General features: G+C 72.7%; 17 protein-coding genes. 6 read left to right on the top strand and 11 right to left on the bottom strand.

The window, feature by feature from the left end; genetic code table 11:
* Window positions 1-18: 18 nt before the first annotated feature.
* Window positions 19-810 carry a protein phosphatase 2C domain-containing protein gene (locus ABZ725_RS04275; RefSeq protein WP_358801211.1) on the top strand — a complete coding sequence of 264 codons (792 nt, stop codon included), beginning with the start codon at window positions 19-21 and terminating at the stop codon, window positions 808-810.
* Window positions 811-853: 43 nt separating this feature from the next.
* Here ABZ725_RS04275 and ABZ725_RS04270 read toward each other — a convergent pair whose 3' ends face one another.
* Both ABZ725_RS04270 and lon read right to left on the bottom strand, forming a co-directional pair.
* On the bottom strand, window positions 854-1,333 hold the full coding sequence (locus tag ABZ725_RS04270) for a MarR family transcriptional regulator (protein ID WP_358801210.1): 480 nt from the start codon (window positions 1,331-1,333) through the stop codon (window positions 854-856).
* 169 nt (window positions 1,334-1,502) lie between these two features.
* The gene (gene lon / locus ABZ725_RS04265; protein ID WP_358801209.1) at window positions 1,503-3,917 is read right to left on the bottom strand and encodes an endopeptidase La; all 2,415 of its coding nucleotides are present in this window, start codon (window positions 3,915-3,917) and stop codon (window positions 1,503-1,505) included.
* A gap of 402 nt (window positions 3,918-4,319) precedes the next feature.
* On the opposite strand from lon, the gene ABZ725_RS04260 reads away from it, so the two are divergent.
* Window positions 4,320-5,336: a DUF5954 family protein gene (locus ABZ725_RS04260; RefSeq protein WP_358801208.1), complete on the top strand. Its 1,017-nt coding sequence runs from the start codon at window positions 4,320-4,322 to the stop codon at window positions 5,334-5,336.
* Here the strand turns inward: ABZ725_RS04260 and ABZ725_RS04255 are convergent.
* Window positions 5,333-6,079 (bottom strand): rhomboid-like protein, encoded by a 747-nt coding sequence (locus tag ABZ725_RS04255; RefSeq protein WP_358801207.1) that lies wholly within the window; start codon window positions 6,077-6,079, stop codon window positions 5,333-5,335. The two genes, ABZ725_RS04260 and ABZ725_RS04255, sit on opposite strands and share 4 nt — an antisense overlap.
* A 217-nt stretch (window positions 6,080-6,296) precedes the next feature.
* Here ABZ725_RS04255 and ABZ725_RS04250 point away from each other — a divergent pair, with 217 nt between their 5' ends.
* The 4 genes from ABZ725_RS04250 (at window position 6,297) to ABZ725_RS04235 (ending at window position 13,055) form a co-directional block, all read left to right on the top strand.
* Window positions 6,297-6,983 carry a spermidine synthase gene (locus tag ABZ725_RS04250; protein WP_358801206.1) on the top strand — a complete coding sequence of 229 codons (687 nt, stop codon included), beginning with the start codon at window positions 6,297-6,299 and terminating at the stop codon, window positions 6,981-6,983.
* Between the two features lie 122 nt (window positions 6,984-7,105).
* Window positions 7,106-7,846, top strand: coding sequence for a response regulator transcription factor (locus tag ABZ725_RS04245; protein ID WP_358801205.1), 741 nt, complete (start codon window positions 7,106-7,108; stop codon window positions 7,844-7,846).
* Window positions 7,843-8,946 carry an ATP-binding protein gene (locus tag ABZ725_RS04240; protein WP_358801204.1) on the top strand — a complete coding sequence of 368 codons (1,104 nt, stop codon included), beginning with the start codon at window positions 7,843-7,845 and terminating at the stop codon, window positions 8,944-8,946. The genes ABZ725_RS04245 and ABZ725_RS04240 overlap by 4 nt, the downstream gene beginning before the upstream one ends.
* Window positions 8,947-9,248: 302 nt before the next feature.
* Complete coding sequence (locus ABZ725_RS04235) at window positions 9,249-13,055, top strand: multifunctional oxoglutarate decarboxylase/oxoglutarate dehydrogenase thiamine pyrophosphate-binding subunit/dihydrolipoyllysine-residue succinyltransferase subunit (RefSeq protein ID WP_358801203.1); 3,807 nt, start codon at window positions 9,249-9,251, stop codon at window positions 13,053-13,055.
* A 93-nt stretch (window positions 13,056-13,148) separates the two neighbouring features.
* On the opposite strand, the gene fxsT is transcribed toward ABZ725_RS04235, so the two are convergent.
* From fxsT to ABZ725_RS04195, 8 genes are all read right to left on the bottom strand, one after another.
* Window positions 13,149-16,160, bottom strand: coding sequence for an FxSxx-COOH system tetratricopeptide repeat protein (gene fxsT / locus ABZ725_RS04230; RefSeq protein ID WP_358801202.1), 3,012 nt, complete (start codon window positions 16,158-16,160; stop codon window positions 13,149-13,151).
* A gap of 130 nt (window positions 16,161-16,290) precedes the next feature.
* Window positions 16,291-17,772, bottom strand: a complete 1,482-nt coding sequence (locus ABZ725_RS04225) for an HEXXH motif-containing putative peptide modification protein (protein WP_358801376.1) — start codon at window positions 17,770-17,772, stop codon at window positions 16,291-16,293.
* Entirely contained in the window at window positions 17,772-19,046 is a 1,275-nt protein-coding gene (locus ABZ725_RS04220) for an FxsB family cyclophane-forming radical SAM/SPASM peptide maturase (protein ID WP_358801201.1), read from the bottom strand. The genes ABZ725_RS04225 and ABZ725_RS04220 overlap by 1 nt, the downstream gene beginning before the upstream one ends.
* A 58-nt stretch (window positions 19,047-19,104) precedes the next feature.
* On the bottom strand, window positions 19,105-19,398 hold the full coding sequence (fxsA, locus tag ABZ725_RS04215) for an FxSxx-COOH cyclophane-containing RiPP peptide (protein WP_358801200.1): 294 nt from the start codon (window positions 19,396-19,398) through the stop codon (window positions 19,105-19,107).
* Between the two features lie 37 nt (window positions 19,399-19,435).
* Window positions 19,436-22,792 carry an SAV_2336 N-terminal domain-related protein gene (locus ABZ725_RS04210; RefSeq protein ID WP_358801199.1) on the bottom strand — a complete coding sequence of 1,119 codons (3,357 nt, stop codon included), beginning with the start codon at window positions 22,790-22,792 and terminating at the stop codon, window positions 19,436-19,438.
* A 7-nt stretch (window positions 22,793-22,799) separates the two neighbouring features.
* Window positions 22,800-23,822: a MoxR family ATPase gene (locus ABZ725_RS04205; RefSeq protein WP_351903346.1), complete on the bottom strand. Its 1,023-nt coding sequence runs from the start codon at window positions 23,820-23,822 to the stop codon at window positions 22,800-22,802.
* 108 nt (window positions 23,823-23,930) lie between these two features.
* Window positions 23,931-26,201: a trypsin-like peptidase domain-containing protein gene (locus ABZ725_RS04200; RefSeq protein ID WP_358801198.1), complete on the bottom strand. Its 2,271-nt coding sequence runs from the start codon at window positions 26,199-26,201 to the stop codon at window positions 23,931-23,933.
* A 68-nt stretch (window positions 26,202-26,269) separates the two neighbouring features.
* A complete protein-coding gene (locus ABZ725_RS04195) occupies window positions 26,270-26,827 on the bottom strand; it encodes a CU044_2847 family protein (RefSeq protein WP_351903341.1) in 558 nt (185 codons plus the stop codon).
* Window positions 26,828-26,962: the final 135 nt, after the last annotated feature.

The raw sequence follows: 26,962 nt of genomic DNA, 5'->3' as shown, positions 1-26,962 counted from the left end.
GTCGTGCAGACTGGCCGAATGCGTACGGAACTTGTGTCGGAGGCCGGTGATCGGGCGCGCCCCAACGAGGACTTCGCGGGTGTCGGGCTTTCCGCCTCCGGACAGGGCGGTTCGCTCGTCGTCCTGGACGGAGTGACGCCGCCGAAGGGCGACACGGGCTGTCTGCATTCGGTCCCCTGGTTCACCGCGCGACTGGGCGGCGCTCTGACCGAACTGACCGTTTCACTCATGGATGTTCCGCTGGCCGAGGCGCTTGCCCTCGCCATCGCGCGTACTGCTGAGGCCCATGCCGCAACCTGTGACCTTTCTCACCCACGCACCCCTCAGGCCACTGTGGTTCTCGCGCGCTGGTCGCCGGAGCTCGTCGAGTACCTGGTGCTGTGCGACGCGACGCTGCTGCTGGTGTCCCCGGACGGCACGGTCGTCCCCGTCCACGACGACCGACTGGCCCGGCTGCCGCGCGAGCTGCTGAGGAGCGCCGAGGTCGTCGACGGCACGCTCCGCAACAAGGAGGGCGGGTTCTTCACGGCCGCGGCCGACCCCTCGGTGGCCGCCCGGGCGGTGACCGGAACCCTGCCGCGCGCGGCGGTCCGCTCCCTGGCCGCCCTGTCGGACGGGGCCACCCGCTGGACGGAGCTCTTCCGGGAGGGCGACTGGGCGGACCTGCTCGCCGTGGTCCGCGCGGAGGGGGCCCGGTCGCTGGTGGAACGGGTCCGGGCGCTGGAACGGGCCGACGACGCCGCCGGGCGGGCCTTCCTGGGCCGGGCGAAGACCCACGACGACGCGACGGTGGTGTGCGTGGAGCCGTAGGCCACGGGCCGCCGCCGGTCACTTCTCCCTTTTACTTCTCCATCTACTTCTCCATGCCCCGGTTCAGCTGGTTCAGCAGGCGGGCCAGCTCGGAGACCTCGGCGCGGTCCCAGTCGGAGAAGTGGCTGACGTACCGCTCACGGCGGGCCTCGCGGACCCGGCGCACCCGGGTGCGGCCCTCCTCGGTGAGGTCGACCAGCCAGGCACGGCCGTCCGCCGGGTCCGGTTCGCGGGCGACCAGGCCGAGCTCTTCCAGGGCGCGCAGCTGGCGGGACATGGTGGCCTTGCCGACGCCGATGTAGGCGGCGAGCTCCGTGGCGCGCTGGCGGCCGCACTCCTCCAGCCGGACGAGGAGCCCGTAGGCGGCGGACTCCAGGTCAGGATGGACCTCGCGGGCCATCTCGCCCTGGTTGGCGCGGGCACGGCGCAGCAGCACCGTGAGCTCCCGTTCCAGGGAGAGGAACTCCCGGTCGCCCTGCTCCACACCACGCGACGACGTCTCGCCGTCTGTGTCCTCGTGCACGTCAGCACCCCTGATCTCGCCGCCTCGCCGCCATCGGCGCAGCTCCTCAAGTATTTCGCAGGCACGGACCGGCGGCGCTTCCCAGGGCGCGCGGCGGGTGCGGTTCGGGTACGGCGAGGGCCCGGGTCTCCCTCAGGGAACCCGGGCCCCGCCCCTCCCACGGCGTCCGTCACGCCGCCACGGGAACCTCCGGCCTCGCGCCGTTGGCGGCGGGCGCGAGCGCCAGCTCGAGGACCTGGCGGACGTCGGTGACGGCGTGGACGTCGAGCTTGTCCAGCACCTCCGCCGGGACGTCGTCCAGATCGGGCTCGTTGCGCTTGGGGATGACGACGGTGGTGACGCCGGCCCGGTGCGCGGCGAGCAGCTTCTGCTTCACGCCGCCGATGGGCAGCACCCGGCCGGTCAGCGAGACCTCGCCGGTCATCGCCACGTCGGTGCGGACGAGCCGGCCGGACAGCAGGGACGCGAGGGCGGTCGTCATGGTGACGCCGGCGCTCGGGCCGTCCTTGGGGACCGCGCCCGCCGGGAAGTGGATGTGCACGCCCCGGTCCTTGAGGTCGCCCACCGGCAGTTCCAGTTCGGCGCCGTGGCTGCGCAGGAAGCTGAGCGCGATCTGCGCCGACTCCTTCATCACGTCGCCGAGCTGACCGGTCAGGGTCAGACCCGCCCCGCCCGTCTCCGGGTCGGCCAGCGACGCCTCGACGAAGAGGACGTCACCGCCCGCGCCGGTCACCGCGAGACCGGTCGCGACTCCGGGCACGGCGGTGCGGCGCTCGGCCGGGTCCTGGGCGGACTCGGGCACGTGGTGCGGCCGGCCGATCAGGGCGCGCAGGTCCTCGTCCCGGACGGTGAACGGCAGCTTCCGCTCGCCCAGTTCGTGCTGGGCCGCGACCTTGCGCAGCAGCCGGGCGATGGACCGCTCCAGGGTGCGCACGCCCGCCTCGCGGGTGTACTCGCCGGCGAGCTTGCGCAGCGCGCTCTCGTCGAGCGCCACCTCGTCCTTGTCCAGGCCCGCCCGCTCCAGCTGGCGCGGGAGCAGGTGGTCGCGGGCGATGACGACCTTCTCGTCCTCGGTGTAGCCGTCGAGGCGGACCAGCTCCATGCGGTCGAGCAGGGCCTCCGGGATGGCTTCGAGCACGTTGGCGGTGGCCAGGAAGACCACGTCCGACAGGTCGAGCTCGACCTCCAGGTAGTGGTCCCGGAAGGTGTGGTTCTGGGCCGGGTCGAGGACCTCCAGCAGGGCGGCCGCCGGGTCGCCCCGGAAGTCGGAGCCCACCTTGTCGATCTCGTCGAGCAGGACCACCGGGTTCAGCGACCCGGCCTCCTTGATCGCCCGCACGATCCGGCCGGGCAGCGCGCCGACGTAGGTGCGGCGGTGGCCGCGGATCTCGGCCTCGTCCCGGACGCCGCCGAGGGCGACGCGGACGAACTTGCGGCCCATGGCGTGGGCGACGGACTCGCCGAGGCTGGTCTTGCCGACGCCGGGCGGGCCGACGAGTGCGAGCACTGCGCCGCCGCGCCGGCCGCCCACGACACCGAGGCCGCGTTCGCCGCGTCGCTTGCGCACGGCCAGGTACTCGGTGATGCGCTCCTTCACGTCGTCCAGACCGGCGTGCTCGGCGTCGAGGACGGCGCGGGCGCCCTGGATGTCGTAGCGGTCCTCGGTCCGTTCGTTCCACGGCAGTTCGAGGACGGTGTCCAGCCAGGTGCGGATCCAGGAGCCCTCGGGCGACTGGTCGCTGGACCGCTCCAGCTTGTCGACCTCCTTGAGGGCGGCCTCGCGGACCTTCTCGGGCAGGTCGGCGGCCTCGACGCGGGCACGGTAGTCGTCCGACTCCTCGCCCTCCTGCTCGCCGTTGAGCTCGCGCAGCTCCTTGCGGACGGCATCGAGCTGACGGCGCAGCAGGAACTCGCGCTGCTGCTTGTCGACGCCCTCCTGGACGTCCTTGGCGATGGTCTCGGCGACGTCCTGCTCGGCGAGGTGCTCGCGCAGTTGCTGGGTGGCGAGCTTCAGCCGGGCCACCGCGTCGGCGGTCTCCAGCAGCTCGACCTTCTGTTCGGTGGTCAGGAACGGCGAGTAGCCGGAGTTGTCGGCGAGCGCGGAGACGTCGTCGATGGCCTGGACGCGGTCGACGACCTGCCAGGCGCCGCGCTTGCGCAGCCATGCGGTGGCGAGTGCCTTGTACTCCTTGACGAGTTCGGCGACCTGGCCGGGCAGCGGCTCGGGCACGCTTTCGTCGATCCTCGTCCCCTCGACCCACAGCGCGGCGCCGGGGCCGGTGGTGCCGGCGCCGATCTGCACCCGGCCGCGGCCGCGGATCAGCGCGCCCGGGTCGCCGTCGGCGAGGCGGCCGACCTGTTCGACGGTGCCGAGCACACCCGTGCTCGCGTACGTGCCGTCGATGCGCGGCACCAGCAGCACGCGGGGCTTCCCGCCCGCGGAACGGGCGGCGGCCTGGGCGGCCTCGACGGCGGCGCGTACGTCGGTGTCGTTGAGGTCCAGTGGAACCACCATGCCGGGGAGCACGACCTCGTCATCGAGAGGCAGCACGGGCAGGGTGAGCTGTACGGACGTCGATGCCATGATCTCCCCTTAGGCAGTCAAGTTGAGCTATGCCGACTCAATGCAGCTGAGCCCCTGAATGTTCCCCGCGGGGCCGACCGTTCGCTGTGGGCGATCACAAGGGGTCCGGCGCCTCGTCGCGCGCACGCTCCGGCGCACGGCGGGTCGCACAGGGCGCGAGCACCGGCGTACCGGGGGCCACACCGGAGGGGCCGACGGCGTACGGGTCGCCGGGCCGGCCCGTCGAGGCGCCGCTGACCAGCGCGGAGCCCGGCGGAAGCACACGCGGGTGACGTCCGGCGGCCGAGAGGGCGCACCCTGCGGTGCCGCACGACGGGGCACGCCCCTCACGCCCCCTCCCCGTACCCCGCTCACTTCCGGCATTCGCCCCGAAGCGTCCCCTCCCCCGACCACAATGCGCATATGACCGATGACTGGAAGCGACGTCTCGACGCCCTCCACGCCGAGTTGGTCCGCCGCGACGACCCCGTCGCCTGGGTGACGGAGGCGGACGCCGTCGAGGCCTCCCGGCGTTATCCGCACATCGCGCTGCGCGGGCCCGTCTTCGGCATCGCCGCGCGCGACCCGGCCGCCGGGCAGCGCTGGCGGCTGCTGAAACCGATGGTGGACGGCATGCCCCAGCAGGCCCGGGACGGGCTCAACTCGCATCTGTGGTTCAAGGCGAAGGACGGCGCCGGCGATCCGGCGGCCCGGCGTGAGCTGCTGGCGGCCGTGGCCGTGCTGGAGCGGGCGCCGGCCGACGAGGTGGAGGCGCTGGGCGTGCGCTACCGGGTGGTGCGCGGCGACGAGTTCGCCCGCACCGGCGACGACGGCCTGGAGCCGCCCCGGCCCACCGATCCGGAGACCACGGCCCCGTCCTGGGAGGACCAGAGCGCCGCCCCGTCACCCGATGTGGGCTTCGTCCTCGACCCCGGCCGGGACGAGGGCCCGATGGCGGGCGCCCTGCGGCTGGGTCTGCGCGACTTCACCTACACGGGGTCCCGGTTCCCGGCCGACGTGCGCGCGGACTCGGCGCGGGCGACCAGGACGCACCCGGACGTGGTCCGGCTGCCCGTCGGCTTCTCGGTGGCCGAACGCGACGACTCGGGCTGGACCCCGTGCGGGTCGCTCGCGGCGACCCCGCACGAGGCGCGCCGCACGCTGTACGAGGGGATGTCCCGCGTGTGGGCGATGCTGTACCGCTTCGACGAGCGGAAGAAGGCCCTGTACGCGCGGGCCGCGGAGGCGTTCAGGAACGCGGGCCGGGCCGACGAGGCGCGCGTGGAGGACCGGCTGTTCCGGATCTGCCGTGTCGAGCGGATGGTCCGCCTCGGCCCGGACGGCCCCGAGCCGCCCCGCCCGTCGGACGTCGACGAGTACGGCCCCATGAAGCTCCACCCGACCCTGCACGAGGACGGCACGGTCCAGTTCGAGGATTAGGCGGCCTGCCGGAGGCCCGGTGCGGGCTCGGCCCAGCGGCGGACCCAGGGCCAGGTGGCGATGCCTATCGTCAGGGCGATCAGATGGCCCCAGTTCGTCAGCGGGTCGGTGAAGGCGATCAGGTCCTGGAGCAGCATCCCGCCGAAGGCGGCGAGCAGGGGCCAGCGCAGCCATGGTGCGAGCAGCCCGGCGAGGGCGCCGACGCTCGCGGCGACGCCGAAGCTGATGCCGTAGTCGAGGCGGTGCAGCGAACTGTCGGGCAGTCGGCCCACCAGCACGGCCAGACCGACCGGGACCTCGGTCGCGAGGGTGGCCAGGACGTGCCCGAGCAGGAAGACGAGCGCCGTGCGGGCCCCGCCGATGCGCCGTTCCAGCAGGGTGAGGACGACCAGGAAGCTGAGCGTGAAGAGCGAGGCGAAGCCGCCCGCCACCCACAGCGCGCTGCCCACCAGCACCAGCACCGGGGTCTGCACCAGGTGCGCCACGTCGGTGCTGAAGCCTTGGTGCAGGGTGTAGACGAGGGTGGGGTCCAGCCGCTCGGTGACGTACGAGGTGAGGGCGAGGACGGCCGCGTAGGCCAGGGTGAAGGGCACCGGGAGCCGAAAGCGCGGTGGAGAGTCCGCCGCGGCGGGCGGCTCGGCGGGCGGCTCGGCGGGGTGCGGAGCGCGCTGGCCCGGGATGCCGTCCAGCAGTGCGGAGACTTCTGGCAGGGGCGGGCCCGTGGGGGCGACCGTGCGTTCCACCGTGAGGCGCTCCTTCCGTTTCACCCCACCTTTCGGGTCGCGGCTGACCGCTGTCTGTGACGGGGGCCACGTCGAAGCCGATTCACAGGAAGCTCTGAGGCTTCTCCCTGCTGATTCCTGGCCGCTCAGAGCCCGTTCCGAACAGGTGTGCGTCAACCTCACTCGCCACACACGGAATTCCCTCAACAAACCGTCAGAGTGCTGCCAGGATGGACCGATGCCCATCCCGTACGACATCCCCGACGCGCCGCAGGTACTGGACCGTCGCGAGGGCCCCTACGGTGAGGTAGTGCTGCGCCGGCACGGGGAGTTGCTCCAGATCATCGCCAACGGCTGCTTCCTGATGGACACCTCGGACGGCCGCTCGGAACGCCTGCTGGTCGACGCGGCACGGGACGCGCTGGACGACCGTCCGGCCCCGGACCTGCTGATCGGCGGCCTCGGCGTCGGCTTCTCGCTCGCGCACGCCGCCGCCGACCCCCGTTGGGGCGAGGTCACGGTCGTGGAGCGCGAGCGCGCCGTCATCGACTGGCACCTCGACGGCCCGTTGGCCGCGCTCTCCGGACCGGCGCTCGCCGACCCCCGTACGAAGATCGTCGAAACGGACCTCCTCGACTACGTCAATGAGACATGCGACACGTTCGACGCGGTGTGCCTGGACATCGACAACGGGCCCGGCTGGACCGTCACCGAGGGCAACGACAGCCTCTACTCGGCGGCCGGACTCGCAAGCTGCGCACGGGTGTTGAGACCCGGTGGAGTACTGGCCGTGTGGTCGGCCCAGCCCTCTCCGGAATTCGAGGGAACCATGGGGAATGCCGGGTTCCAACAGGTGCGTACCGAAGAGATCCAGGTTGCCCGAGGAGTGCCGGACGTGGTGCACCTCGCCGTCCGACCTGGATAGCAAACCCGCGGTGACTCCCCGTACGCTGCACCCCTGACGCCGATCATTCATGCGTCAACCGCAGTCATGCGCAGACAAGGGATCACCCCACTGGTTCCGGAAAGCACACTCAGGGGCGGGCGATGGAGCAGACACACACCGCACACAACACCACGGCGACGGCGACGCCGGGAGCGCAGCGGCGCGTCCTGGTGGTGGAGGACGACCCGACGATCGTCGACGCCATCGCGGCCCGCCTGCGCGCCGAGGGATTCCTCGTGCAAACGGCGGGGGACGGCCCGGCGGCCGTCGACACCGCCGAGGCCTGGCAGCCCGATCTGCTGATCCTCGACATCATGCTGCCCGGCTTCGACGGTCTGGAGGTCTGCCGTCGTGTGCAGGCCGCCCGTCCGGTGCCGGTGCTGATGCTCACCGCGCGCGACGACGAGACCGACATGCTGGTCGGGCTCGGCGTGGGCGCCGACGACTACATGACCAAGCCGTTCTCGATGCGGGAGCTGGCGGCACGCGTGCACGTACTGCTGCGCCGGGTGGAGCGGGCCGCGATCGCTGCGACGACCCCGCGCAGCGGGATCCTGCGGCTCGGCGAGCTGGAGATCGACCACGCGCAGCGCCGGGTGCGGGTGCGCTCGGAGGACGTGCACCTCACGCCCACCGAGTTCGACCTGCTGGTCTGCCTGGCGAACACCCCGCGCGCGGTGCTCTCCCGTGAGCAGCTCCTCGCCGAGGTCTGGGACTGGGCGGACGCCTCCGGCACCCGCACCGTCGACAGCCACATCAAGGCGCTGCGGCGGAAGATCGGCGCCGAGCGGATCCGCACGGTGCACGGTGTGGGCTACGCGTTGGAGACCCCGACGCCATGAGTTCCGGGCCGGACGGACCGAGAAGCCCCGGGGAGCCCTGGGGCCGCGTACGCCCGTTCTCGATCAAGACCAAGCTGGGCGCGCTGGTCGTGATCTCGGTGCTGATCACCACCGGTCTGTCGATGATCGCGGTGCACACCAAGACGGAGCTGCGCTTCATCACGGTCTTCTCGATGATCGCCACACTGTTGATCACGCAGTTCGTGGCGCATTCGCTCACCTCGCCGCTGGACGAGATGAACACGGTGGCCCGGTCCATCTCGCACGGCGACTACACCCGCCGGGTGCGCGAGAACCGCCGTGACGAGCTGGGCGACCTGGCCCAGACGATCAACGTCATGGCGGACGAGCTGGAGGCGCAGGACCGGCAGCGCAAGGAGCTGGTGGCCAACGTCTCGCACGAGCTGCGCACGCCCATCGCGGGCCTGCGCGCCGTCCTGGAGAACGTGGTCGACGGCATCGCCGAGGCCGACACCGAGACGATGCGCACGGCGCTGAAGCAGACGGAGCGGCTCGGGCGGCTGGTGGAGACCCTGCTGGACCTGTCCCGCCTCGACAACGGCGTCGTCCCGCTGCGCAGGCGGCGCTTCGAGGTGTGGCCGTATCTGTCCGGCGTGCTGAAGGAGGCCAACATGGTCGCCTCGGCGCGGGCCACCATGGGCTCGGGCGGCAACCACACGCGCACGGACGTCCATCTGCACCTGGACGTCTCCCCGCCGGAGCTGACCGCGCTCGCGGACCCGGAGCGCATCCACCAGGTCGTCGCCAACCTGATCGACAACGCCGTCAAGCACAGCCCACCGCACGGACGGGTGACGGTGAAGGCGCGGCGCGGGCCGCAGCCGGAGTCGCTGGCGCTGGAGGTCCTGGACGAGGGGCCCGGCATTCCGCGCTCGGAGTGGCACCGCGTGTTCGAGCGGTTCAACCGGGGAGCCGTCCGCCGGCCGCACGGCCCGGGCAGCGACGGCGGCACGGGCCTCGGGCTCGCGATCGCCCGCTGGGCGGTCGATCTTCACGGCGGCCGGATCGGAGTGGCCGAATCCGAGCGGGGTTGCCGGATTCTTATCACCCTTCCGGGAGAGTCTTCCGTCCCAAGTTGACGTAAAGTTCGAACCGGAGCCACAAGATCCACGGGCGTTCGCGCAGTCGGACACGTGTGATCAGGCAGAGGACCGGCCCAGGTCGGCACGGGTTCGCACGTCTGGCGTGCGCGACCTGCATCAACCCTTCCCTTTTACAGCGCAACCGCGCTTGTTTCCCGCCATTTCCGGCCGCGAAACGCGCTTTCCGATGTGACTTACGCGACGATGGCCCGGCTCGACCTGACCTTCACCCTCCCGGGGGCGTAGCCTTTATTCCCGCTGTCCATAACCTTGTGAAGCGGAAGAGGGCGGTTGCCGCCGTGTCGCCACAGTCCCCCAGTAACGCATCGAGCATCTCGACCGACGCAGACCAAGCGGGCAAGAATCCCGCGGCCGCGTTCGGACCGAACGAGTGGCTCGTCGACGAGATCTATCAGCAGTACCTCCAGGACCCGAACTCGGTAGACCGTGCCTGGTGGGACTTCTTCGCCGACTACAAGCCGGGGGCTGCTGCTCCCTCGGCTCCGGCGGGTACTGCGGCCGCGGGGGCCGCAGCGACCACCAGCACGCCCCCGGCGCCCGCCGCCCCGGCTGCTGCGGCCCCGGCCGCGCCCGCCGCTCCGGCTCCGGCTCCCGCGCCGGCCGCCGTGCCGAAGCCCGCGGCCGCCCCGGCGGCTGCTGCGGCTCCGGCTCCGGTGAAGGCGGCCCCGGCCGCCGCGAAGCCCGCGCCCGCCGCTGCGGCTCCCGCAGCGCCCGAGGGCCCGGAGTTCGTGACGCTGCGCGGCCCGTCCGCCGCGGTCGCCAAGAACATGAACGCCTCGCTGGAGCTGCCCACGGCCACGTCCGTGCGCGCGGTCCCGGTGAAGCTGCTGTTCGACAACCGCATCGTCATCAACAACCACCTCAAGCGGGCCCGGGGCGGGAAGATCTCCTTCACGCACCTGATCGGCTTCGCGATGGTGCAGGCCATCAAGGCCATGCCGTCGATGAACTGGCACTACGCGGAGAAGGACGGGAAGCCCACCCTCGTCAAGCCGCCGCACGTCAACTTCGGCCTGGCCATCGACCTGGTGAAGGCCAACGGCGACCGCCAGCTCGTCGTCGCCGGCATCAAGAAGGCCGAGACGCTGAACTTCTTCGAGTTCTGGCAGGCCTACGAGGACATCGTCCGCCGCGCCCGCGACGGCAAGCTGACGATGGACGACTTCACCGGCGTCACCGTCTCGCTGACGAACCCCGGCGGCCTCGGCACCGTCCACTCCGTGCCGCGTCTGATGCCCGGCCAGTCGGTCATCATGGGCGTCGGCTCGATGGACTACCCCGCGGAGTTCCAGGGCACCAGCCAGGACACCCTGAACAAGCTCGGCATCGCGAAGGTCATGACGCTCACGTCGACCTACGACCACCGGGTCATCCAGGGCGCCGCCTCCGGCGAGTTCCTGCGGATCGTCGCGAACTACCTGCTCGGCGAGAGCGGCTTCTACGACGAGATCTTCGAGGCGCTGCGCATCCCCTACGAGCCGGTCCGCTGGCTCAAGGACATCGACGCCAGCCACGACGACGACGTCACCAAGGCCGCGCGCGTCTTCGAGCTGATCCACTCCTACCGGGTCCGCGGCCATGTCATGGCCGACACCGACCCGCTGGAGTACCGCCAGCGCAAGCACCCCGACCTCGACATCACCGAGCACGGCCTCACCCTGTGGGACCTGGAGCGCGAGTTCGCGGTCGGCGGCTTCTCGGGCAAGTCCCTGATGAAGCTGCGCGACATCCTCGGCGTGCTGCGCGACTCGTACTGCCGCACCACCGGCGTCGAGTTCATGCACATCCAGGACCCGAAGCAGCGCCGCTGGATCCAGGACCGCATCGAGCGCCCGCACAGCAAGCCGGAGCGCGAGGAGCAGCTGCGCATCCTGCGCCGGCTGAACGCGGCGGAGGCCTTCGAGACCTTCCTGCAGACGAAGTACGTCGGCCAGAAGCGGTTCTCCCTGGAGGGCGGCGAGTCCGTCATCCCGCTGCTGGACGCCGTCCTCGACAGCGCCGCCGAGTCCCGCCTGGACGAGGTCGTCATCGGCATGGCCCACCGCGGCCGGCTGAACGTGCTGGCGAACATCGTCGGCAAGTCGTACGCGCAGATCTTCCGCGAGTTCGAGGGCAACCTCGACCCGAAGTCGATGCACGGCTCCGGCGACGTGAAGTACCACCTGGGCGCCGAGGGCACCTTCACCGGCCTCGACGGCGAGCAGATCAAGGTCTCGCTGGCCGCGAACCCGTCCCACCTGGAGACGGTCGACCCGATCATCGAGGGCATCAGCCGCGCCAAGCAGGACATCATCAACAAGGGCGGCACGGACTTCACCGTCCTGCCGGTCGCCCTGCACGGCGACGCGGCCTTCGCGGGCCAGGGCGTGGTGGCCGAGACCCTGAACATGTCGCAGCTGCGCGGCTACCGCACCGGCGGCACGGTCCACATCGTCATCAACAACCAGGTCGGCTTCACGGCGGCTCCCGAGTCGTCGCGTTCCTCGATGTACGCCACGGACGTGGCCCGCATGATCGAGGCCCCGATCTTCCACGTGAACGGCGACGACCCGGAGGCCGTCGTGCGCGTCGCGCGCCTGGCCTTCGAGTTCCGTCAGGCGTTCAACAAGGACGTGGTGATCGACCTCATCTGCTACCGCCGCCGCGGTCACAACGAGTCGGACAACCCGGCCTTCACCCAGCCGCTGATGTACGACCTGATCGACAAGAAGCGCTCGGTGCGCAAGCTCTACACCGAGTCCCTCATCGGTCGCGGCGACATCACCCTGGAAGAGGCCGAGCAGGCCCTGCAGGACTACCAGGGCCAGTTGGAGAAGGTCTTCACCGAGGTCCGCGAGGCCATCACCTCGCAGCCGGCCACGGGCGCGGTCTCCGACCCGCACGCGGAGTTCCCGGTCGCCGTGAACACCGCGATCTCCACGGAGACCGTGAAGCGGATCGCCGAGTCCCAGGTCAACATCCCCGACTACTTCCACGTCCACCCGCGTCTGCTGCCGCAGCTGCAGCGCCGGGCGTCGATGGTCGAGGACGGCACGATCGACTGGGGCATGGGCGAGACCCTCGCCGTCGGCTCGCTGCTGCTCGAGGGCACCCCGGTCCGGCTGTCCGGCCAGGACTCCCAGCGCGGCACGTTCGGCCAGCGTCACGCGGTCCTCATCGACCGTGAGACGGGCGAGGAGCACACCCCGCTCCAGTACCTCGCCGAGGACCAGGCGCGCTACAACGTCTACAACTCCCTGCTCTCCGAGTACGCGGTCATGGGCTTCGAGTACGGCTACTCGCTGGCCCGTCCCGACGCGCTCGTGATGTGGGAGGCGCAGTTCGGCGACTTCGTCAACGGCGCGCAGACGGTCGTCGACGAGTACATCTCGGCCGCCGAGCAGAAGTGGGGCCAGACGAGCGGTGTGACGCTGCTCCTCCCCCACGGCTACGAGGGCCAGGGCCCGGACCACTCCTCGGCCCGCGTCGAGCGGTTCCTGCAGCTCTGCGCCCAGAACAACATGACGGTCGCGATGCCGACGCTCCCGTCGAACTACTTCCACCTCCTGCGGTGGCAGGTGCACAACCCGCACCACAAGCCGCTGGTCGTCTTCACCCCGAAGTCGATGCTGCGCCTCAAGGCCGCCGCGTCGAAGGCGGAGGAGTTCACCACGGGCCAGTTCCGCCCGGTCATCGGCGACGCCTCGGTCGACCCGAACGCGGTCAAGAAGGTCGTCTTCTGCACCGGCAAGGTCTACTACGACCTGGAAGGCGAGCGGCAGAAGCGCGGGGTCACGGACACGGCGATCATCCGCCTCGAGCGGCTGTACCCGCTGCCCGGCGCGGAGGTCCAGGCCGAGGTCAACAAGTTCCCGAACGCCGAGAAGTACATCTGGGCGCAGGAGGAGCCGGCCAACCAGGGCGCGTGGCCGTTCATCGCGCTGAACCTGATCGACCACCTGGACCTCGCGGTCGGCGCGGACGTCCCGCACGGCGAGCGGCTGCGGCGCATCTCGCGCCCGCACGGTTCGTCCCCGGCGGTCGGTTCCGCGAAGCGGCACCAGGCGGAGCAGGAGCAGCTGGTGACCGAGGTGTTCGAGGCCTGAGCCTCGCCGCCCGCTGAACGCGCTTGACGTTGAAGGGCCCGCCCCCGGAGGTTTCCGGGGGCGGGCCCTTCAGCGTGGGAGCCGGGTCGTCGCTCAGGTCGTCTGCGGTTCGAAGTCCCAGTACGGCCGGTTGCGGGAGCGGGCCGAGATGGTGTGGACGTGCTGCTTGCCCAGGGTCGCCTCCAGGTCGGAGAGGGCCTCCTGCTCGACCTTCTCCGCCTGCCGGCGGTCCCGCAGTCCGCGCAGGTCGGCCGCGTGCGCGATGCGGGCGGAGAGGGTGAGCGGGTGGGTGCGTCCCAGCAGCTCGGTGGCCAGGGCCACGGTGTCCCGGCTGAGGGCGGCCGCGCTCTCGGTGTCTCCGACGAGGTTGCGCAGGGCCGAGGCGTTGAGGGCGCACCCCAGGGTCCAGGGGTGGCTCTCCCCGACCGCCTCCGTCATGGCGGCCAGCGCCTGCTCGATGAGGACGTGGGCGTGTTCCCGCTCCCCCACGTTGCGCAGGATGAGCGCCTGGTTGGCGCGGGCTCCGGCGACGAAGGGATGGGCGTCGGCGAGCATCACCTCGTAGCGGGCGACGACGGCCTCGCTGAGCTCCCGGGCCTGGTCGATGTCGCCGTGCTCCCGGGCGAAGCAGCTCTGGGCGCAGGCGAACATGAGGGTCCACGGATGGGTCTCGCCCATGACCCGCTCGCCGCTCTCCAGGACGGTGGTGAAGAGTTCGCCCGCCTTCGCGCGGTCACCGTTGCGGTAGTGGCACAGCGCGAGGTTGTACTCGGCCTTCAGGGTCTGCGGGTTGCTGTCGCCCATGACGATGCGGTTGTCGCGGACGCTCTGCGTCTGGATCGACTCGGCCTCGGTGTACCGGCCCAGCAGGCGCAGGTCGATGGAGTAGGAGATCTGGGAGTCGAGGGTCCACGGGTGACGCCCCTTCAGCACCAGCCGCCGTGACTCCATGACCTGCCGGTCGATGGCCAGGGCCTCCTGGTAGGTGCCGAGCAGGCGCAGCGAGACGGCGACGTTGTTGCGCGCGTTCAGGGTGCGTGAGTCCTGCTCGCCGAGGAGTTCGTGGTAGGCCAGCTGGATCCAGCGGGACAGTTCGAGCGCCTCGTCGTAGCGGCCGAGACCGCGCAGGTCGGCGGCCAGGCCGCTGGCGGCGCGCAAGTGCTCCAGGTCCTGCGGTCCGCGTTCCTCCCGCAGCTGCTCGACGGTCGCGCGGTTGATGGCCTCGGTGCGCGTGTACTCGCCGCCGGCCCGTAGCACGTTGACGTAGTGGAAGGTCAGTTCCCAGAGCCTCGGGTGGCTCTCGCCGAGCACCGAGGGCCATGCCTCTATGGCCCGCTCGCCGAGCTTGATGCCGGCCGTGTACTCGCCGGAGAAGTACATGTAGCGCAGACAGTTGAGCACCATGCCCTGGACGCCGGGGTCCGTGCTCTTGAGGACGTCCGCGTACTTCAGGTGCGGCACGATCTCGGCGTACCGCTGCCACAGGCTGGTGTCGGTGGGCCGGCGTGGATCGGCCGCGGCCAGGGCCCGCCGTACGACGTCGACGAACTCGGCCCGGTCGGCGTCCGGCATGTCCTTCTGGACGATCTGGTGGACCATGCGGTGCAGATAGAGGGACTCGCCGGTGGAGGCCCCCTCGTCGCCGAGGGTCTCATGGGACTCCAGGCGCACCACGGAGTACTGGCGCAGCTGGCTGATCGCCTTGTTCCACAGCAGGGGATCGTTGAGCAGTCCGGCGATCTGTTCGGGCAGATCGCCGCTCGGCATCTCCTTGAGGAGGCGTACCGGGATGAAGCCGGGCGCGAAGAAGGTGCACAGCCTGAGGAGGTCCACGGACTCGGGGACGGTCTCGCGGAGCTTGTTCAGCAGTATCGACCAGGCGGTCTGGAAGGCGAGCGGGAAGTCCGCCGAGACCTTCACGACGTCCTGGTCGATGCCGCCTTCGAGCAGCCCGATGTACTCCTGGACCGACAGGTCGGAGTCGTTGAGCCAGCCCGCCGTCTGGTCCAGCAGCAGCGGGAGGTCCTCCAGCGCGTCCGCGAGCTGGTCGGCCTCCGCCTCGGTGAGCCGCGGGGCGCGGCGGCGGATGAACGCCACCGACTCGAAACGGTCGTACACCGGCACCTCCAGGAGCATGCTGTTGTGCTCGCTCCACTCGGGGTTGCGCGAAGTGATGATCACGTGCCCGGGGCCGGTGGGGACGAGGTCCCAGATCTGGTCGGGCTCGTCCGCGCCGTCCAGGATCAGCAGCCAGCGTGCGAAGGGGTCGCCCCGGCGCAGGGAGTCGCGTACGGCGCGCAGCCGCTCGCCGTACTCCTGTCCGGTGCGCAGGCCGAGTTTGGGGGCGAGTTCGGCCAGCAGCCGTCGGTAGGTGACCCGTTTCTCGGCGTTGACCCACCACACGACGTCGTACTCGGAGCCGAAGCGGTAGACGTATTCGGCGGCGAGCTGTGTCTTGCCCACACCGGACATGCCGTGGAAGGTCACCACGCCCGCGCCCGGCGCCGCGCCCTGCAGCTGGTGGTAGGCGTCGTTGAGGATCGACTCGCGGCCGGTGAAGCGGGTGTTGCGGCGCGGTACCCCGCCCCACACCTCGGGCATGGACGCGGGGAAGCGCGGGGAGCGCCGCTCGACCTCCATGGGCTCCGGGAGCGGTCCGGCGGCCAGGCCGAGCCGCTCCACCAGGCGGCGCTCGGCCTCGTCGGCCCCGACGTTGATCAGTTCGACCGGGGCCAGCACGGCGGCGGCGGTCGGCACGGACGCCGTGGTGACGGAGACGCCCGCGAACCGGGACGGATCGGGGGCGACGACCTCGCCGAGGGCGGCGTTCCACTCCTCGCGGGTGCGCGGCCCCAGTTGGAAGTACCACTCACTGACCACGACGAGGATCCGGCCCTCGGCCAGTTTGAGATGGCGCAGCAGGTCCGCGAGCGGGACCTCCGCCGGGGAGTCCCACCGCTGGAACACCACACGCAGACCCCGGCGCTCCAGCCGGTCCCCGATCCAGGCCGCCCAGGCGCGGTTGAACCCGGCGAAGCTGATCGTGACGGTCTGTTTCGCCGCCTCCCCCACGGTCGTCCCGACCGGCGTACGAGCTCCAGACATGCAGCGGCCTCCAGCGCGTAGTCCACAAAAATCCTAGAACCTCGGCGCATCGCTGGTAAGTGTGACGGGCCCGCGAACGACACCTCGGCGCGACGATCTTTCCGCAGTGGGGGGCTCGACGCGGGTATCTTCACTCATTCAGCCGTGGCGGGGACGGAGTCCGACGCTGCGTCCACAACGTTCGCGCGGCCTTCAGATACGCCTGGGCACGGGCCGTGTGGCCGCGGGGGGCGGGATGCGCGTCCATGCCCTCGTAGGCGGCGGCCATCGCGTCGACGAAACGCCGTCCCCGGACGGTGAGATGCGGTGCTCCGACGAGCGCGGGCAGCGCGGCCCCGACCTGGGCGCGGTAGCGGGCGTGCTGGGCCCAGGCCGACTCCCGGTGCGCGGGGTCCGCGGTGAGGGCGCGGCGTTGGAAGAAGTCAGCGAGCCCGAGGTGCGCGTAGGCGCCCTGCAGCAGTCCGTCGAACGGGCGGGGGTCCGGGCGCCAGGGCGCGAAGTACCGGGCGTCCGGACCTGCCTGATGGAGCGTCGTCATATCGCTGAGGGCCGCCAGTTTGGCGTGTTGCAGCTCATGGACGAGCGTCGCGGCGAAGGCCACCGGGGAGGGCGGGGTGCTGCACAGCAGGGCGCCGAACGCGTCGCGCCGTGTCGCGCTGCAGCCGCCGCTTCCGTCCGCGTCCGGCGGCATCTCCAGGGGGACGAGGCAGCGCAGCAGCGCCCGTGCCTCCGTCACTCGGCGCTCGCCGCCCGTGCGCAGGGCGGCGGCCGTGCCGGACCAGGCCTGCAGCCACCGTTTGCGTTCCGGGTCGTCCAGGGTCGTCGGCGCGCTCAGCGCCCGGTGGCGGGGGTCGCCCCGCGCGGTGCGGAACGGGTCGAGGTCGTCCAGGGGCATGGGGGCGGCCTCGGGCACCAGGCCGGGCAGCGCGTAGGCGGGCGTCCAGGCGAGCGCGCCGGACCACGCGCCGAACCCGCGCTCCAGGAACACGATCACGTCCGGGGCGTCGGGCTGCCGGAGCGTGACCCGGCCTCGGGCGTAGGCCGCCCGGACCGGGACGTCGCCGGACGTGGCCGTGTGCAGGGTGCCGAGGGAGGGCAGGTTGAGCTGTCCGTCGTGGGCGGTCAGTTCGGCGGTGAAGGGGATCTTGGCGCGTGCGGCGGCCACGGCGGCGAGGGCGCTGAAGTGGGCGAGGGCGCGCCGGAGTTCCCGCTCGCCGTCCCGGGCGGGCGCTCGCCCCGCCGGGTCCAGGCCACGCAGGGCGCTCAGCGCCCACGGTCCGGTGAGCGGGTGCAGCAGCCGGGCGCGCGCGAAGCGGTCGGCGAGGCCGCCGGTGGCGCCGGTGGCCCCGGTTGTGCCGGCTGCGCCGGGGGCGGGGCGGCCGACCGGCGTGGTCCGGTCCGCCTCGGCCAGCAGCGCCCAGTCGTCCCGCAGCCGCGACTTCTCGCCGGTGGAGCAGACGGCCCGGTCGGCCGCCTGAGCCGCGTCGAGCACGGCACGCAGCAGAAGCAGCCGCCGGGTGTCCTGGTCGCGGACCAGAAGCGCGAGGGTGTCCGCGCCGCCCTCGGACCTGCCGAGTTCGGCGAGGGCCCGGTCCCAGATCGCCGGGAGAATCACGGGGCGCCCCCTTCGCGGGTGGATCCGGGCAAGGCCATGGCCGCGGTGGTGGCCGCGGCGGTCGCGGTGGCCGTGGCCGTGGCCGTGGCGGTGGCCGTGGCCGTGGCCGTGGCGGTGACGGTGGCCGTGGCCGTGGCCGTGGCGGTGGCGGTGGCGTCGGCGAGCCGGGCGGACACATGGCGGATGAAGCGCTGGAGGTCCGCGCAGTACACGGAGGGATTGCGGAAGCCGTGCCCCGCCCGGTAGCGGTGGGCGTAGTGACCGCCTCCGCACACCGAGAGCAGCGGACAGGCCCGGCACTGCCCGGCGAGGGCCGCCGCGCCCGCCTGCCGGGCGACCACCCCCGGGTGCCGCAGGGCCTCGTCGAAACCGTGCCGGAAGACGTCCAGGCCGGTGTGGGCCGCTCCGTCGTAGGCCGATTTCAGGGCGTCCACCTGTTCGATCGAACCGTCCGTCTCGACCACCACGGCGTCGAAGGCCTCGAGCCCCAGCGTCTCCGTGATCGCCGGGAGCCCCAGGAGCAGCGCGATGCACTCCTCGAAGAGCCGCACGCGCGTCTCCCGCCGCCCGGCCTCCCACCAGCGGTCGAAGACGGCGCACAGCCAGTCGCCGTACACCGTCCCCGGGCCGCCGCGGTGGGGCGGCGGAGCGGACCAGTTCCCGTGCGGGAGCAGCAGGTCGAGAGCGGGCGGGCGCAGGGCGAGCAGCGACTCGTACGTCTCGTGCGGGTCCTGTGTGACGTCGATGACGGCCAGGATTCCGGCGTACGACTCCGGGAAGCGCTCGGCGACCAGGCGCGCTCCGCGTGCGGCGGCGGACCAGGAGGGGCGTCCGGCGTGGTCGACGCGCCGGGCGTTGTGGGCGGGGAGGCCTCCGTCGAGGCTGATGCCGACGCCGATCCGGTGCCGGGCCAGGGTCGCGAGGCGCTTCTCGGTCAGCAGGGTGGCGTTGGTCTGGACGACGGCGCGGACCGTGCAGCCGGCCGGGACCCGCTCGCGGACCAGGGCGGTGAACCGGCCGAGCGTCTCGGCGCCCGCCAGCAGCGGCTCGCCGCCGTGCAGGATCAGCGAGAGGGCGGTCAGGCCGTGGCTGCGGGCGTGTTCGGCGATGCGGTCGGCGGTGCGGTCCAGCACCTCGGGCGACGTGGCGGCGGGGCGGTCTCGCCAGGTGTCGTCGGGGCCTTCGTAGAGGTAGCAGTACCGGCAGGCGAGGTTGCAGCGGCCGTGGACCTTGACGATGAACTGCCGGAACGGCACACGCTGTCCGGACACATCAGCACCCCCGTGTGTCGATGTCGAGTCAGGCTTGTGGAGGGTCGGCCCGACGGGATCAGAACGAGCTGTTCCAGCCCCAGAGCATCTCGCTCGGCCGCCTGGCCCGCTCGCGCAGATCGGCCAACACCTCCTGGAGCAAGGGGTTTTGGATCGTCCCCAGCTCGGCGAGGCTCAGCTCCGTCAGATCCGGCAGGTCCGTCAGATCCGGAGAGTCCGTGAGTTCCGGCCGGTCTGTGAGACCCGGCAGGTCTGTGAGATCCGGCCGGTCCGTGAGATCCGGCCGGTCTGTGAGATCCGGCAGGGCCTCCACGCGCTCCGTGGCGTCCGTCGGCCCGACATGTGCGTCCATTGCGTTCCCCTCTCGCCCTCTCGCCGCGCCGGCGCGTTCAGCCCAGCTCGGCCAGCCGCCGCGCCGTCTGCTCCGCCGTCGGCTCGCCCGTGCCCAGATGGTCGTCCGGCAGCCTCGACCACTCCGCGCGGGCGAGGCGGTAGGCCTCGCGTGCGGCACGCGGTCGGGCGGCCGCTTCATAGGACCTACCCCGCCAGTGGTGCGCCTGAGCGCACAGTTCGACGGCCTCATGGCGGCGACGGTCGGTTTCGGCCACCCCCTCCGCCTCCCGGGCCGCCTCGGCCGCGTCGCGGAAGGCGTCGACCGCGAGGTCGAGGCGGGCCGGGCGGCGCAGGCTGCGGTAGGCCTCGAACTGGACCTGGCCGAGGTCGAGTCGGCAGCGTGCGGCCAGCAGCGGGTCCTCCGCGTCCGCCGCCGCGAGGCCGAAAAGGTGCTCGGCCTCCCGCAGGTCGACGCGGTCCCCGCGGGCCCGGTAGCGCAGCATCAGCGCGCGGCCGAGCAGCAGCAGCCGGTGGGCGACCTGGGCGCTGCCCGCCGGGGTCTCCATCCGGCAGTCCCGCAGGACGCGGATCGCCCGGGAGAGGGTGCCCTGCGCCCGTGCCCCGGACTGCAGTCCGGCCAGCCGCAGCAGCGCCTCGCCCCACTCGGCGAGGACGTCGGCGTGCGCGGGCGCGTCGCGTGACATGCGCTGGGCGGCCTGCGCGAAGTGGTCCGCGGCCGTCTCCAGCTCCGCCGGCTCGCCCGACTCGGCGTAGCGGGCCAGGGCGATCCGCCCGGCGCGCGCCAGCACAGCCGCCCGCCGGCCCTGTTCGCGCACCAGGGCGAGGGCCTCGTCGACCCGGGTCTGGGCGTCGTCCAGGGGGCCGCCGGCCTGTAGCAGCGCGTCGACCAGGTCGAGCAGGATCCGTACACGCGCGCGTACCGACTCGGCGGTGGACGGCTGCTCGGCCGTGTCCAGGGCGTTGCGCAGCGACTGCGCGCCCTGCTCGGCGTAGAGCCGGGCCTGGACGGCGTCGGCGGTGGCGCCGGACAGCCGCAGCAGGATCCGCCCGTGCTCCAGGGGGAGTTCGGGTGGGCGCAGCCGGCGGTCGGGCCAGACGTCGGCGAAGGCCTCCAGCATGCCGACGGCGCCCTGGAGCAGCGCGCTGTCCCCGCCGAGCCGCCACTGCGCCTCCAGGGCGCGCACCCGCTCCAGGGTGAGTTTCAGCGCCTGGTTCTCGTCCAGGCCGGGCGCCGCGCAGGCCACGGCGTACTCGCGGTCGGCGCGGCGCAGCAGGTCGAGGGCGCCGGTCCGGTCGCCGCGGCGCCTGCGGTCGGTCGCCGCCGCGTGCAACACCCGGGCGAGGACGGCCCGTTCGTGCAGTCGGCGTGGATGCGCGGTGGCCCGCTCCGCGGCCGCCTCCGCCTCCTGGAGCAGGTCGTCGCCGCCCTGCACCTCCCACAGGCGCAGCGTGCAGTGCGCGTACTCCGCCCACAGCTCGGGGTCCGCGCCGGTGGGCCGCTCGCGTTCGGTGGCGCCGCGCAGCAGCTGCACCGCGTCGATGACGTCCTGGATCATGCCCTCGTTGTCGAAGCGTTCGATCAGGATGCGGGCCCTGCGCACCGCCTGGTGCGTCGGCCGGTCCGCGGGCTGCCCCGGGCCGCCGCGCCCGCCGTGGGTCTCGAACTGCTCGGGCAGCGGCATGAACCGGCGCAGGACCCGGGCCGCGACCTCGGCGAAGGGCTGCGGCACGGGCGCTTCGTCGCCGTTGCCGCCGTTGTCCCCGTGGTCGCCGTTGCCCGGGGGGCGGGCGGTGGGTGTGTAGGGGCGGCCGGCGCCGCCGTCGCCGAGCTGGGCCAGGGCGAGGGCCGGGAAGTTGGGGCCGCCCTTGCCGAAGCGCTGCTCGATGTACTCCGAACAGTGCTTGAGCACCAGCATGGCCTCGTCGCGGCCGAGCCGGGACAGCAGGGCGTCGCGGACGTCCGGCTCGATGCGGTACCACTGGGCGCCGTCGTCGGCGTACTCCGCCGATTCCGTGGCGCGGGTGAGGAGGCCGCCGACCAGTACCTCGGCGAGTTCGGACGGGCCCGAGTCGGGCAGCATCGTGCGCTGGACGAGCTGCATCACCGGCAGGCACAGGGGCGCGGCGGCCAGGTAGACGGCGAGCCGGGCGGCGGCCGCGGAGGCGGTGGAGCTGAACCTGCTGACCCGTTCGAACGGGGTGCGTCGCCGGTCCGCGCGCGCGGTCGGGGCGGGCGGCTGGTCGGCGCGCACCCAGCCCACGGTGCCCGGCACGGGCCCGGCGCCGGCCCCGGACAGCAGCCTGGCCCAGGCGCCCAGGGCGACCGGCTCGGGCGGCAGCACCGGCACGGGCAGAGCGCCGCGACGGGCCTCCACGGGGACGCCGGCGGGGGTGCGGACGCGCAGTGCGGAGGCTCCGCCGAGCGTCTCGCCGCGGCTCAACTCGCAGTTGACCACGGGCAGTCGGGTGCGGTTCCACAGGCGCTGCGGCAGCGGCTGGAGCACGGCGACCGGGCCCTGCCGGGAGAGGTGGTGCAGCAGCCGGTGCGCCTGGCCGCTGCGCCACAGCGGGCCCGCGCAGTCGCTGACGAAGAGCACGATCCGGCGGCCGGTGGGGTCGCTGAGCCGGTCCGTGGAGTGCAGCGGCGCCGCGAACGTGTCGGGGCTGCGGCTGACGGCGGGCTCGCCGTCCGGGCCCTGGTGCAGATGGCTGACCTGGATGTCGGAGAAGGCCCCCAACTGACCGAAAACCTGCTGCAGTTCGACGAACAGCCGATCCCACACGCGCATCGACGACGAGGCGTCCAGGACCAGTTGCAGCCGGGCGTCCCGCCGGGTGACGGCGCGGTGGACGGGCAGGATCAGACCGCCCGCCTGCGCGCTGCGCTCCGCCGTCGCGGTCTCGTCGAGCACGGTGCGCAGCGGCGGCGCCGGGCTCCGGTAGCGCTGCAACCGGCGTAATGCGCGCTGGAGTTCGAGTGGGGCGGGCAGCGCGGGGGCGGCTGGTACGCCGACCGGCAGCGCGGCGGCCCGGCCCGCGCCGCGGGCCCGCGGGAGCCCGTCCTGGGGCATCGGGTAGAGGTTCACGCGCCCGTCGGCCGCCACGTCCTGCGGGGGCCGCTCCGGCCGCCCGGTCCGCTCCCCCGCCTCCCGGCCGCCCGTGTCCCGGTCGTGCCTCCCGGTGTGCCGGAGTCCGGCGGGCCCGCCGGTCGCGGTGTGCGGCTCCTCCGGCTCCGCCGCCTCCACCGGCCGGGTCCACCGCGCCAGCCAGAGCGCGTCGCACAGCTGCGGGACGTCGGGATCGAGCCCGACCTCCCGCAACCGCACGACGAGTTCGGCGAGCGGATCGCCGTCGGACGGTACGGGGCCGTGGCGGGCCGCTGCGTCGGGCATCAGGCCCTCACCTCGGGCGGTCGAGTCGCTGGATGAGCAGGTCTGCCAGGCGGTCACGACTGGGCGGCGCGGCCGCGTCGGTGAGGTAGATCGCGTTCAACAGCTGGTCCGCCGCGAGGAGTTCACTGCGCGACCGCTCCAGGAACCGGGTGATCAGATCGTCCCCCGCACGCGCCGCCTCGTCCCCCAGATGGGCGCGGACGAACGTGGCCAGCCGGTTGTGGTCGGGGCGCCCCAGCTCCAGGTGGATGCAGCGGCGCATCAGCGGGGCCGGGAAGTCCCGCTCCCCGTTGCTGGTGAGCACCACGAAGGGGAAGGCGCGGCAGCGGACCCGGCCGTCGCGCACCCGGACCTTCACGCCGTCGGCGGTCAGCACCTCCGCCTCGCCGTCCGGCAGCCGGTCGGCGATCCGCTCCAGCTCGGGGATCGCGAACTCGCCCTCCTCCAGGACGTTCAGCAGGTCGTTGGGCAGGTCGATGTCGCTCTTGTCCAGCTCGTCGATGAGCAGCACGCGCGGGGTGTCGGAGGGCAGCAGCGCGGTGCCGAGCGGCCCCAGCCGGATGTAGCTGCCGATGCCCTCGACCGCGCCCGGCGTGCCCGCCGCCGACCCGAACCCGCCCTGTGCGGCGATCTGCACGTCCTGCAGCCTGGCGATCGCGTCGTAGTGGTAGAGCCCGTCCTGGAGCGCGGACCTGCTGACTATGGACCAGCGCAGCACATTGCCGAGGCCGAGTTCGTACGCCACCGAGTGGGCGAGCGTGCTCTTGCCCGCGCCGGGACTGCCCGTGACGAGCAGCGGACGGCGCAGATAGAGCGCCGCGTTGATCATCTCCAGCTCCTCGGCGCCCGGCCGGTGCAGTTCGGCCAGATGCCGGTGCGCGCCGAGCCTGCGGTCCTCGGATCCGTCGCCGGAGCCCGCCGCGTCACGGCTGGTGAAGTCCCGCCACGGGGGCGGATCGGGCAGCCGCTCGATCCCGTCGTGCGGTTCGCCGGCGCCTCGGTAGATGAGCCACTCACTGGATTCGGTCATGATCCGGTCCTCGTCACTCGTCCACCGCCGCGGCCGTCCGAACGTGCATCACGTTATCCATCCTGCGGGTGCCTGGTAAGGGGCCGACCGGCCCGCGCGCGGGTGGGCTCAAGGGGCCTCCAGCAGGTCGCCGGTTCCGGGGAGGGGCTGGTGGGGATCGTCGTACAACAGGGCGACCCCGTCCGCCCAGAAGGACTCGGTGCGGCCCGCGCGCAGTCGCATCCGAAGATCGTGCACGGCCTCGGGAAGGGCCTGCGCGCTGGGCGGTTCGGCGATCTCGTCGATCGTGCCGCGGTGGAACTCCCCGCACACGTCGTCGGGCTGTCCGCGCCGGCGCCGCCACAGGGCCACGCCGTAGCCCCCGAGCACGATCCGCGCGAGCGCCGCCGCGTCGTCCTCGAAGCGGAGGTCGCCGTACCGGCAGAGCACCGGGACGGTGCCGTGCGACAGGGCGCGCAACTGCTCCACGGTCGGCACGGGTTTGCGCAACCCCTCGTCGCAGTCGAGGACTTCGGCCCGCGCGCGGTGTGCGTGCAGCCAGCGCCAGCGGGCCCGGCGCTCCTCGTCCACGTCGCCGGAGTCGTCGGTGCCGTACGGGTCGTCGTAGCGACCGGTGTCGAACGCGCCGAACGCCTCGTCGGGCAGCCGGTCACGGTCCGCGCAGCGCACGACGACCGGCCGCAGGGTGCCCAACGACTCCGTCTCGGGCGGCAGTCGCCAGATGTCCACCTCCAGGCCGAGCAGCGCGTGGGGCAGCGCCACCTGCAGCAGCGCGGGCCTGCCGGGCTCGTCGCAGTGCCGGAAGGCCTCCGCGAGCGGACCGGCCAGATGGGCGGGCAGCTCGGCCAGGGGCGTGCGCTCGGCCTCGTGCAGCCGGACCGCGTCCCCACCGGGCGTGGACACGGAGACCGACCAGTCGCAGCGGTCCGGTTCCCAGCCGCGCTGCACGAGTTCGAGCAGCGCGGAGGGCCGGGCCACGCTGCCGACGGCACGGGCGCCGGCACGCGCGTGTGCGTCGGATCCGCCGCGCCGGTGCGGCTTGCGCCCGTCGAGGCCGGGCGTCCGGTCGGCGTCGACGGCCGTCCGGTCGACGCGGCCGGTGCGGCCGGTCGGCGCGTGGGCGCCGCCGGGGGCCGGGCGGTGGGAGCCGGGGGCCGGACGGGTCCCGGAGAAGGTGTCGGGGGTCTCGGGGGTGTCGTGGTGCGGGCGTCGGTGCGCTTCGCGCTCGACCTCGTCCCGTCGGCGGAGGCGCTCGATGCGCTGCTCGGCGAGACCGGACCGGTAGCGGGCGCTCAGCCGCTGCGCGGCCTGCCACACCCAGACCCACAGCGCCTTCTCGGCATCCGGGGTGCTGGGCACGAGGAACGGGCGCGGAGCGGACATCGCCCGCATCGCGTAGTCGAGCACCAGCTCCAGCGCCCCGTCGTCACTCGCGCTCTCGTACAGCGCCCCGAGGCCGTCGCGCCAGCCGCGCGGAGCGGGCAGCGGGGTGGGCGCCTCGAAGTCCGGCAGGGAGTCGAGGATGTCCAGCAGACCGCGGGTGCTCTCGGGCGGCGGGAGTTCGGCGAGCCGGCCTAGCAGCTGGATCCGCTCGTCCGGGCTGAGGGTGCGGCCCGGACGGGCGCCGAGCCGGCCCTGCACATCGGTCCATGTCTGGCGGCGGGAGGCCGGGTGGCGCTGCCGGTCGCGGTGGTAGCGGTCGTGGGCGTGGAAGACGGCCTGGTAGAGGTCGCTGTGCTCGGCGGACACCTCCTCCACGGGGACCCGCAGGGTGCGCAGCTGCTCGATCCCGGTGGACGTGCCGCCGGGCCGGTGGTCCGAGCGCGCCTTCAGCACGCCGATCACCTCACCGCGCGCGGGGTCGATCACCGGGCCGCCCGAGACGCCGTACGGCAGATCGTTGTCGCCCAGCCGCATCTGCACGTCCGAGGACCAGCCGCCGATCGTTCCCTGCACGGTGAGGGTGCCGTCCAGGACCTGTAGGCGCCCCTCGTTCTCGGTCCAGCCGGCGTACAGCACCCGGCCCTCGCCGTAGTAGGCGGCCGGACGTTCGGAGACGTAGACGCACTCGTGGTCGTCCACGGGTTCGGTCAGCTGGACGAGGGCCAGGTCCGGGGCCGGCCAGTTGCCGGCCGCGGGCACGGCCTGTTCGGCGCGGTCGGGGAGGGTCGCCACCACCCTGCCGGGTGCGGTCGAGACTCCCCGCCCGGGAGCCGTCTCATACACCACCGCGACCTCGCCCCCCTCCCCGCCGCAGGCCACATGTGCGCAGGTCAGAACCCAGTTCGGGGCGACAAAGAAGCCGCTTCCGAGGAACGTGCCGGGCTCCTCCAGGGCATACCCGACGACCGGGCGATGAATGCGCACGGTGGCCGCCACGACGAGTCCACGCAGTGCACGGCGGGCCGCATCGAACGCGTTCGATGCGCCCGGGGCGTGCCCGCCCGTCACGCTCCGCCCCCGCCGAGGGTGCCGTCGCCGCCCCCGTGCATCGGCGCGCCGGGGGACGCGCCCGCGCGCCGCGCCGCGCCCGCGTCGGACGATGAGCCGTCACGCGCGCGTGGCGCCGTGGAGGACGATCCGTCGCGCGCGCGTGGCGCGGTGGCCGCGTGCGGGTCGGCGGCCGGGGACGGTGCGTCGAGGTCCGGTGGTCCGCTGTTCCAGGTGAGGGTGACCGTGATGCCGGCCTTGGCCTCGCCGTCGGCGAGCAGGCCCACGACCTTCCCGGCCTTGGCGGTCAGCTCGATGCCGAACTCGACGCTCACCTCGTCGGGCCGCACCGCGCGCAGTGGTTCCGCCAGCGACCGCGCGACCCCCGTGACGAGCGCGTGCAGACTCTCCACGCTCGCCTCCACCCGCTCGGTGAACCCGGTGTCGCTGTACGACAGCCGCCCGGCCGGCGCGGCCGGCGCGGACAACTCCTCGGCCCCCGAGATCCGGGCCCACACCGGCGTTCCGTCCGGCAGCGCGATACGCGCTACCCGCGTCACGTCCTCAGCGCTCATTGCACTCCCCCGCTTCACCAGTCCCCCTGGTCCCGCCCGTGCGTACGCCTATCCTTTTCCTGTCCCCTCCCCACCGGAGAGCGGAACCTTTCCCCTTCACAGGAACAAAGGTCCTTCCCCCGAGGGAGGATCCCT

The sequence above is a fragment of the Streptomyces sp. NPDC006872 genome (genome assembly GCF_040635845.1).
In the GTDB taxonomy this organism is placed as follows: domain Bacteria; phylum Actinomycetota; class Actinomycetes; order Streptomycetales; family Streptomycetaceae; genus Streptomyces.
Note: the sequence above shows the minus strand (reverse complement) of the source record. Positions and strands in the feature narration are given on the sequence as shown.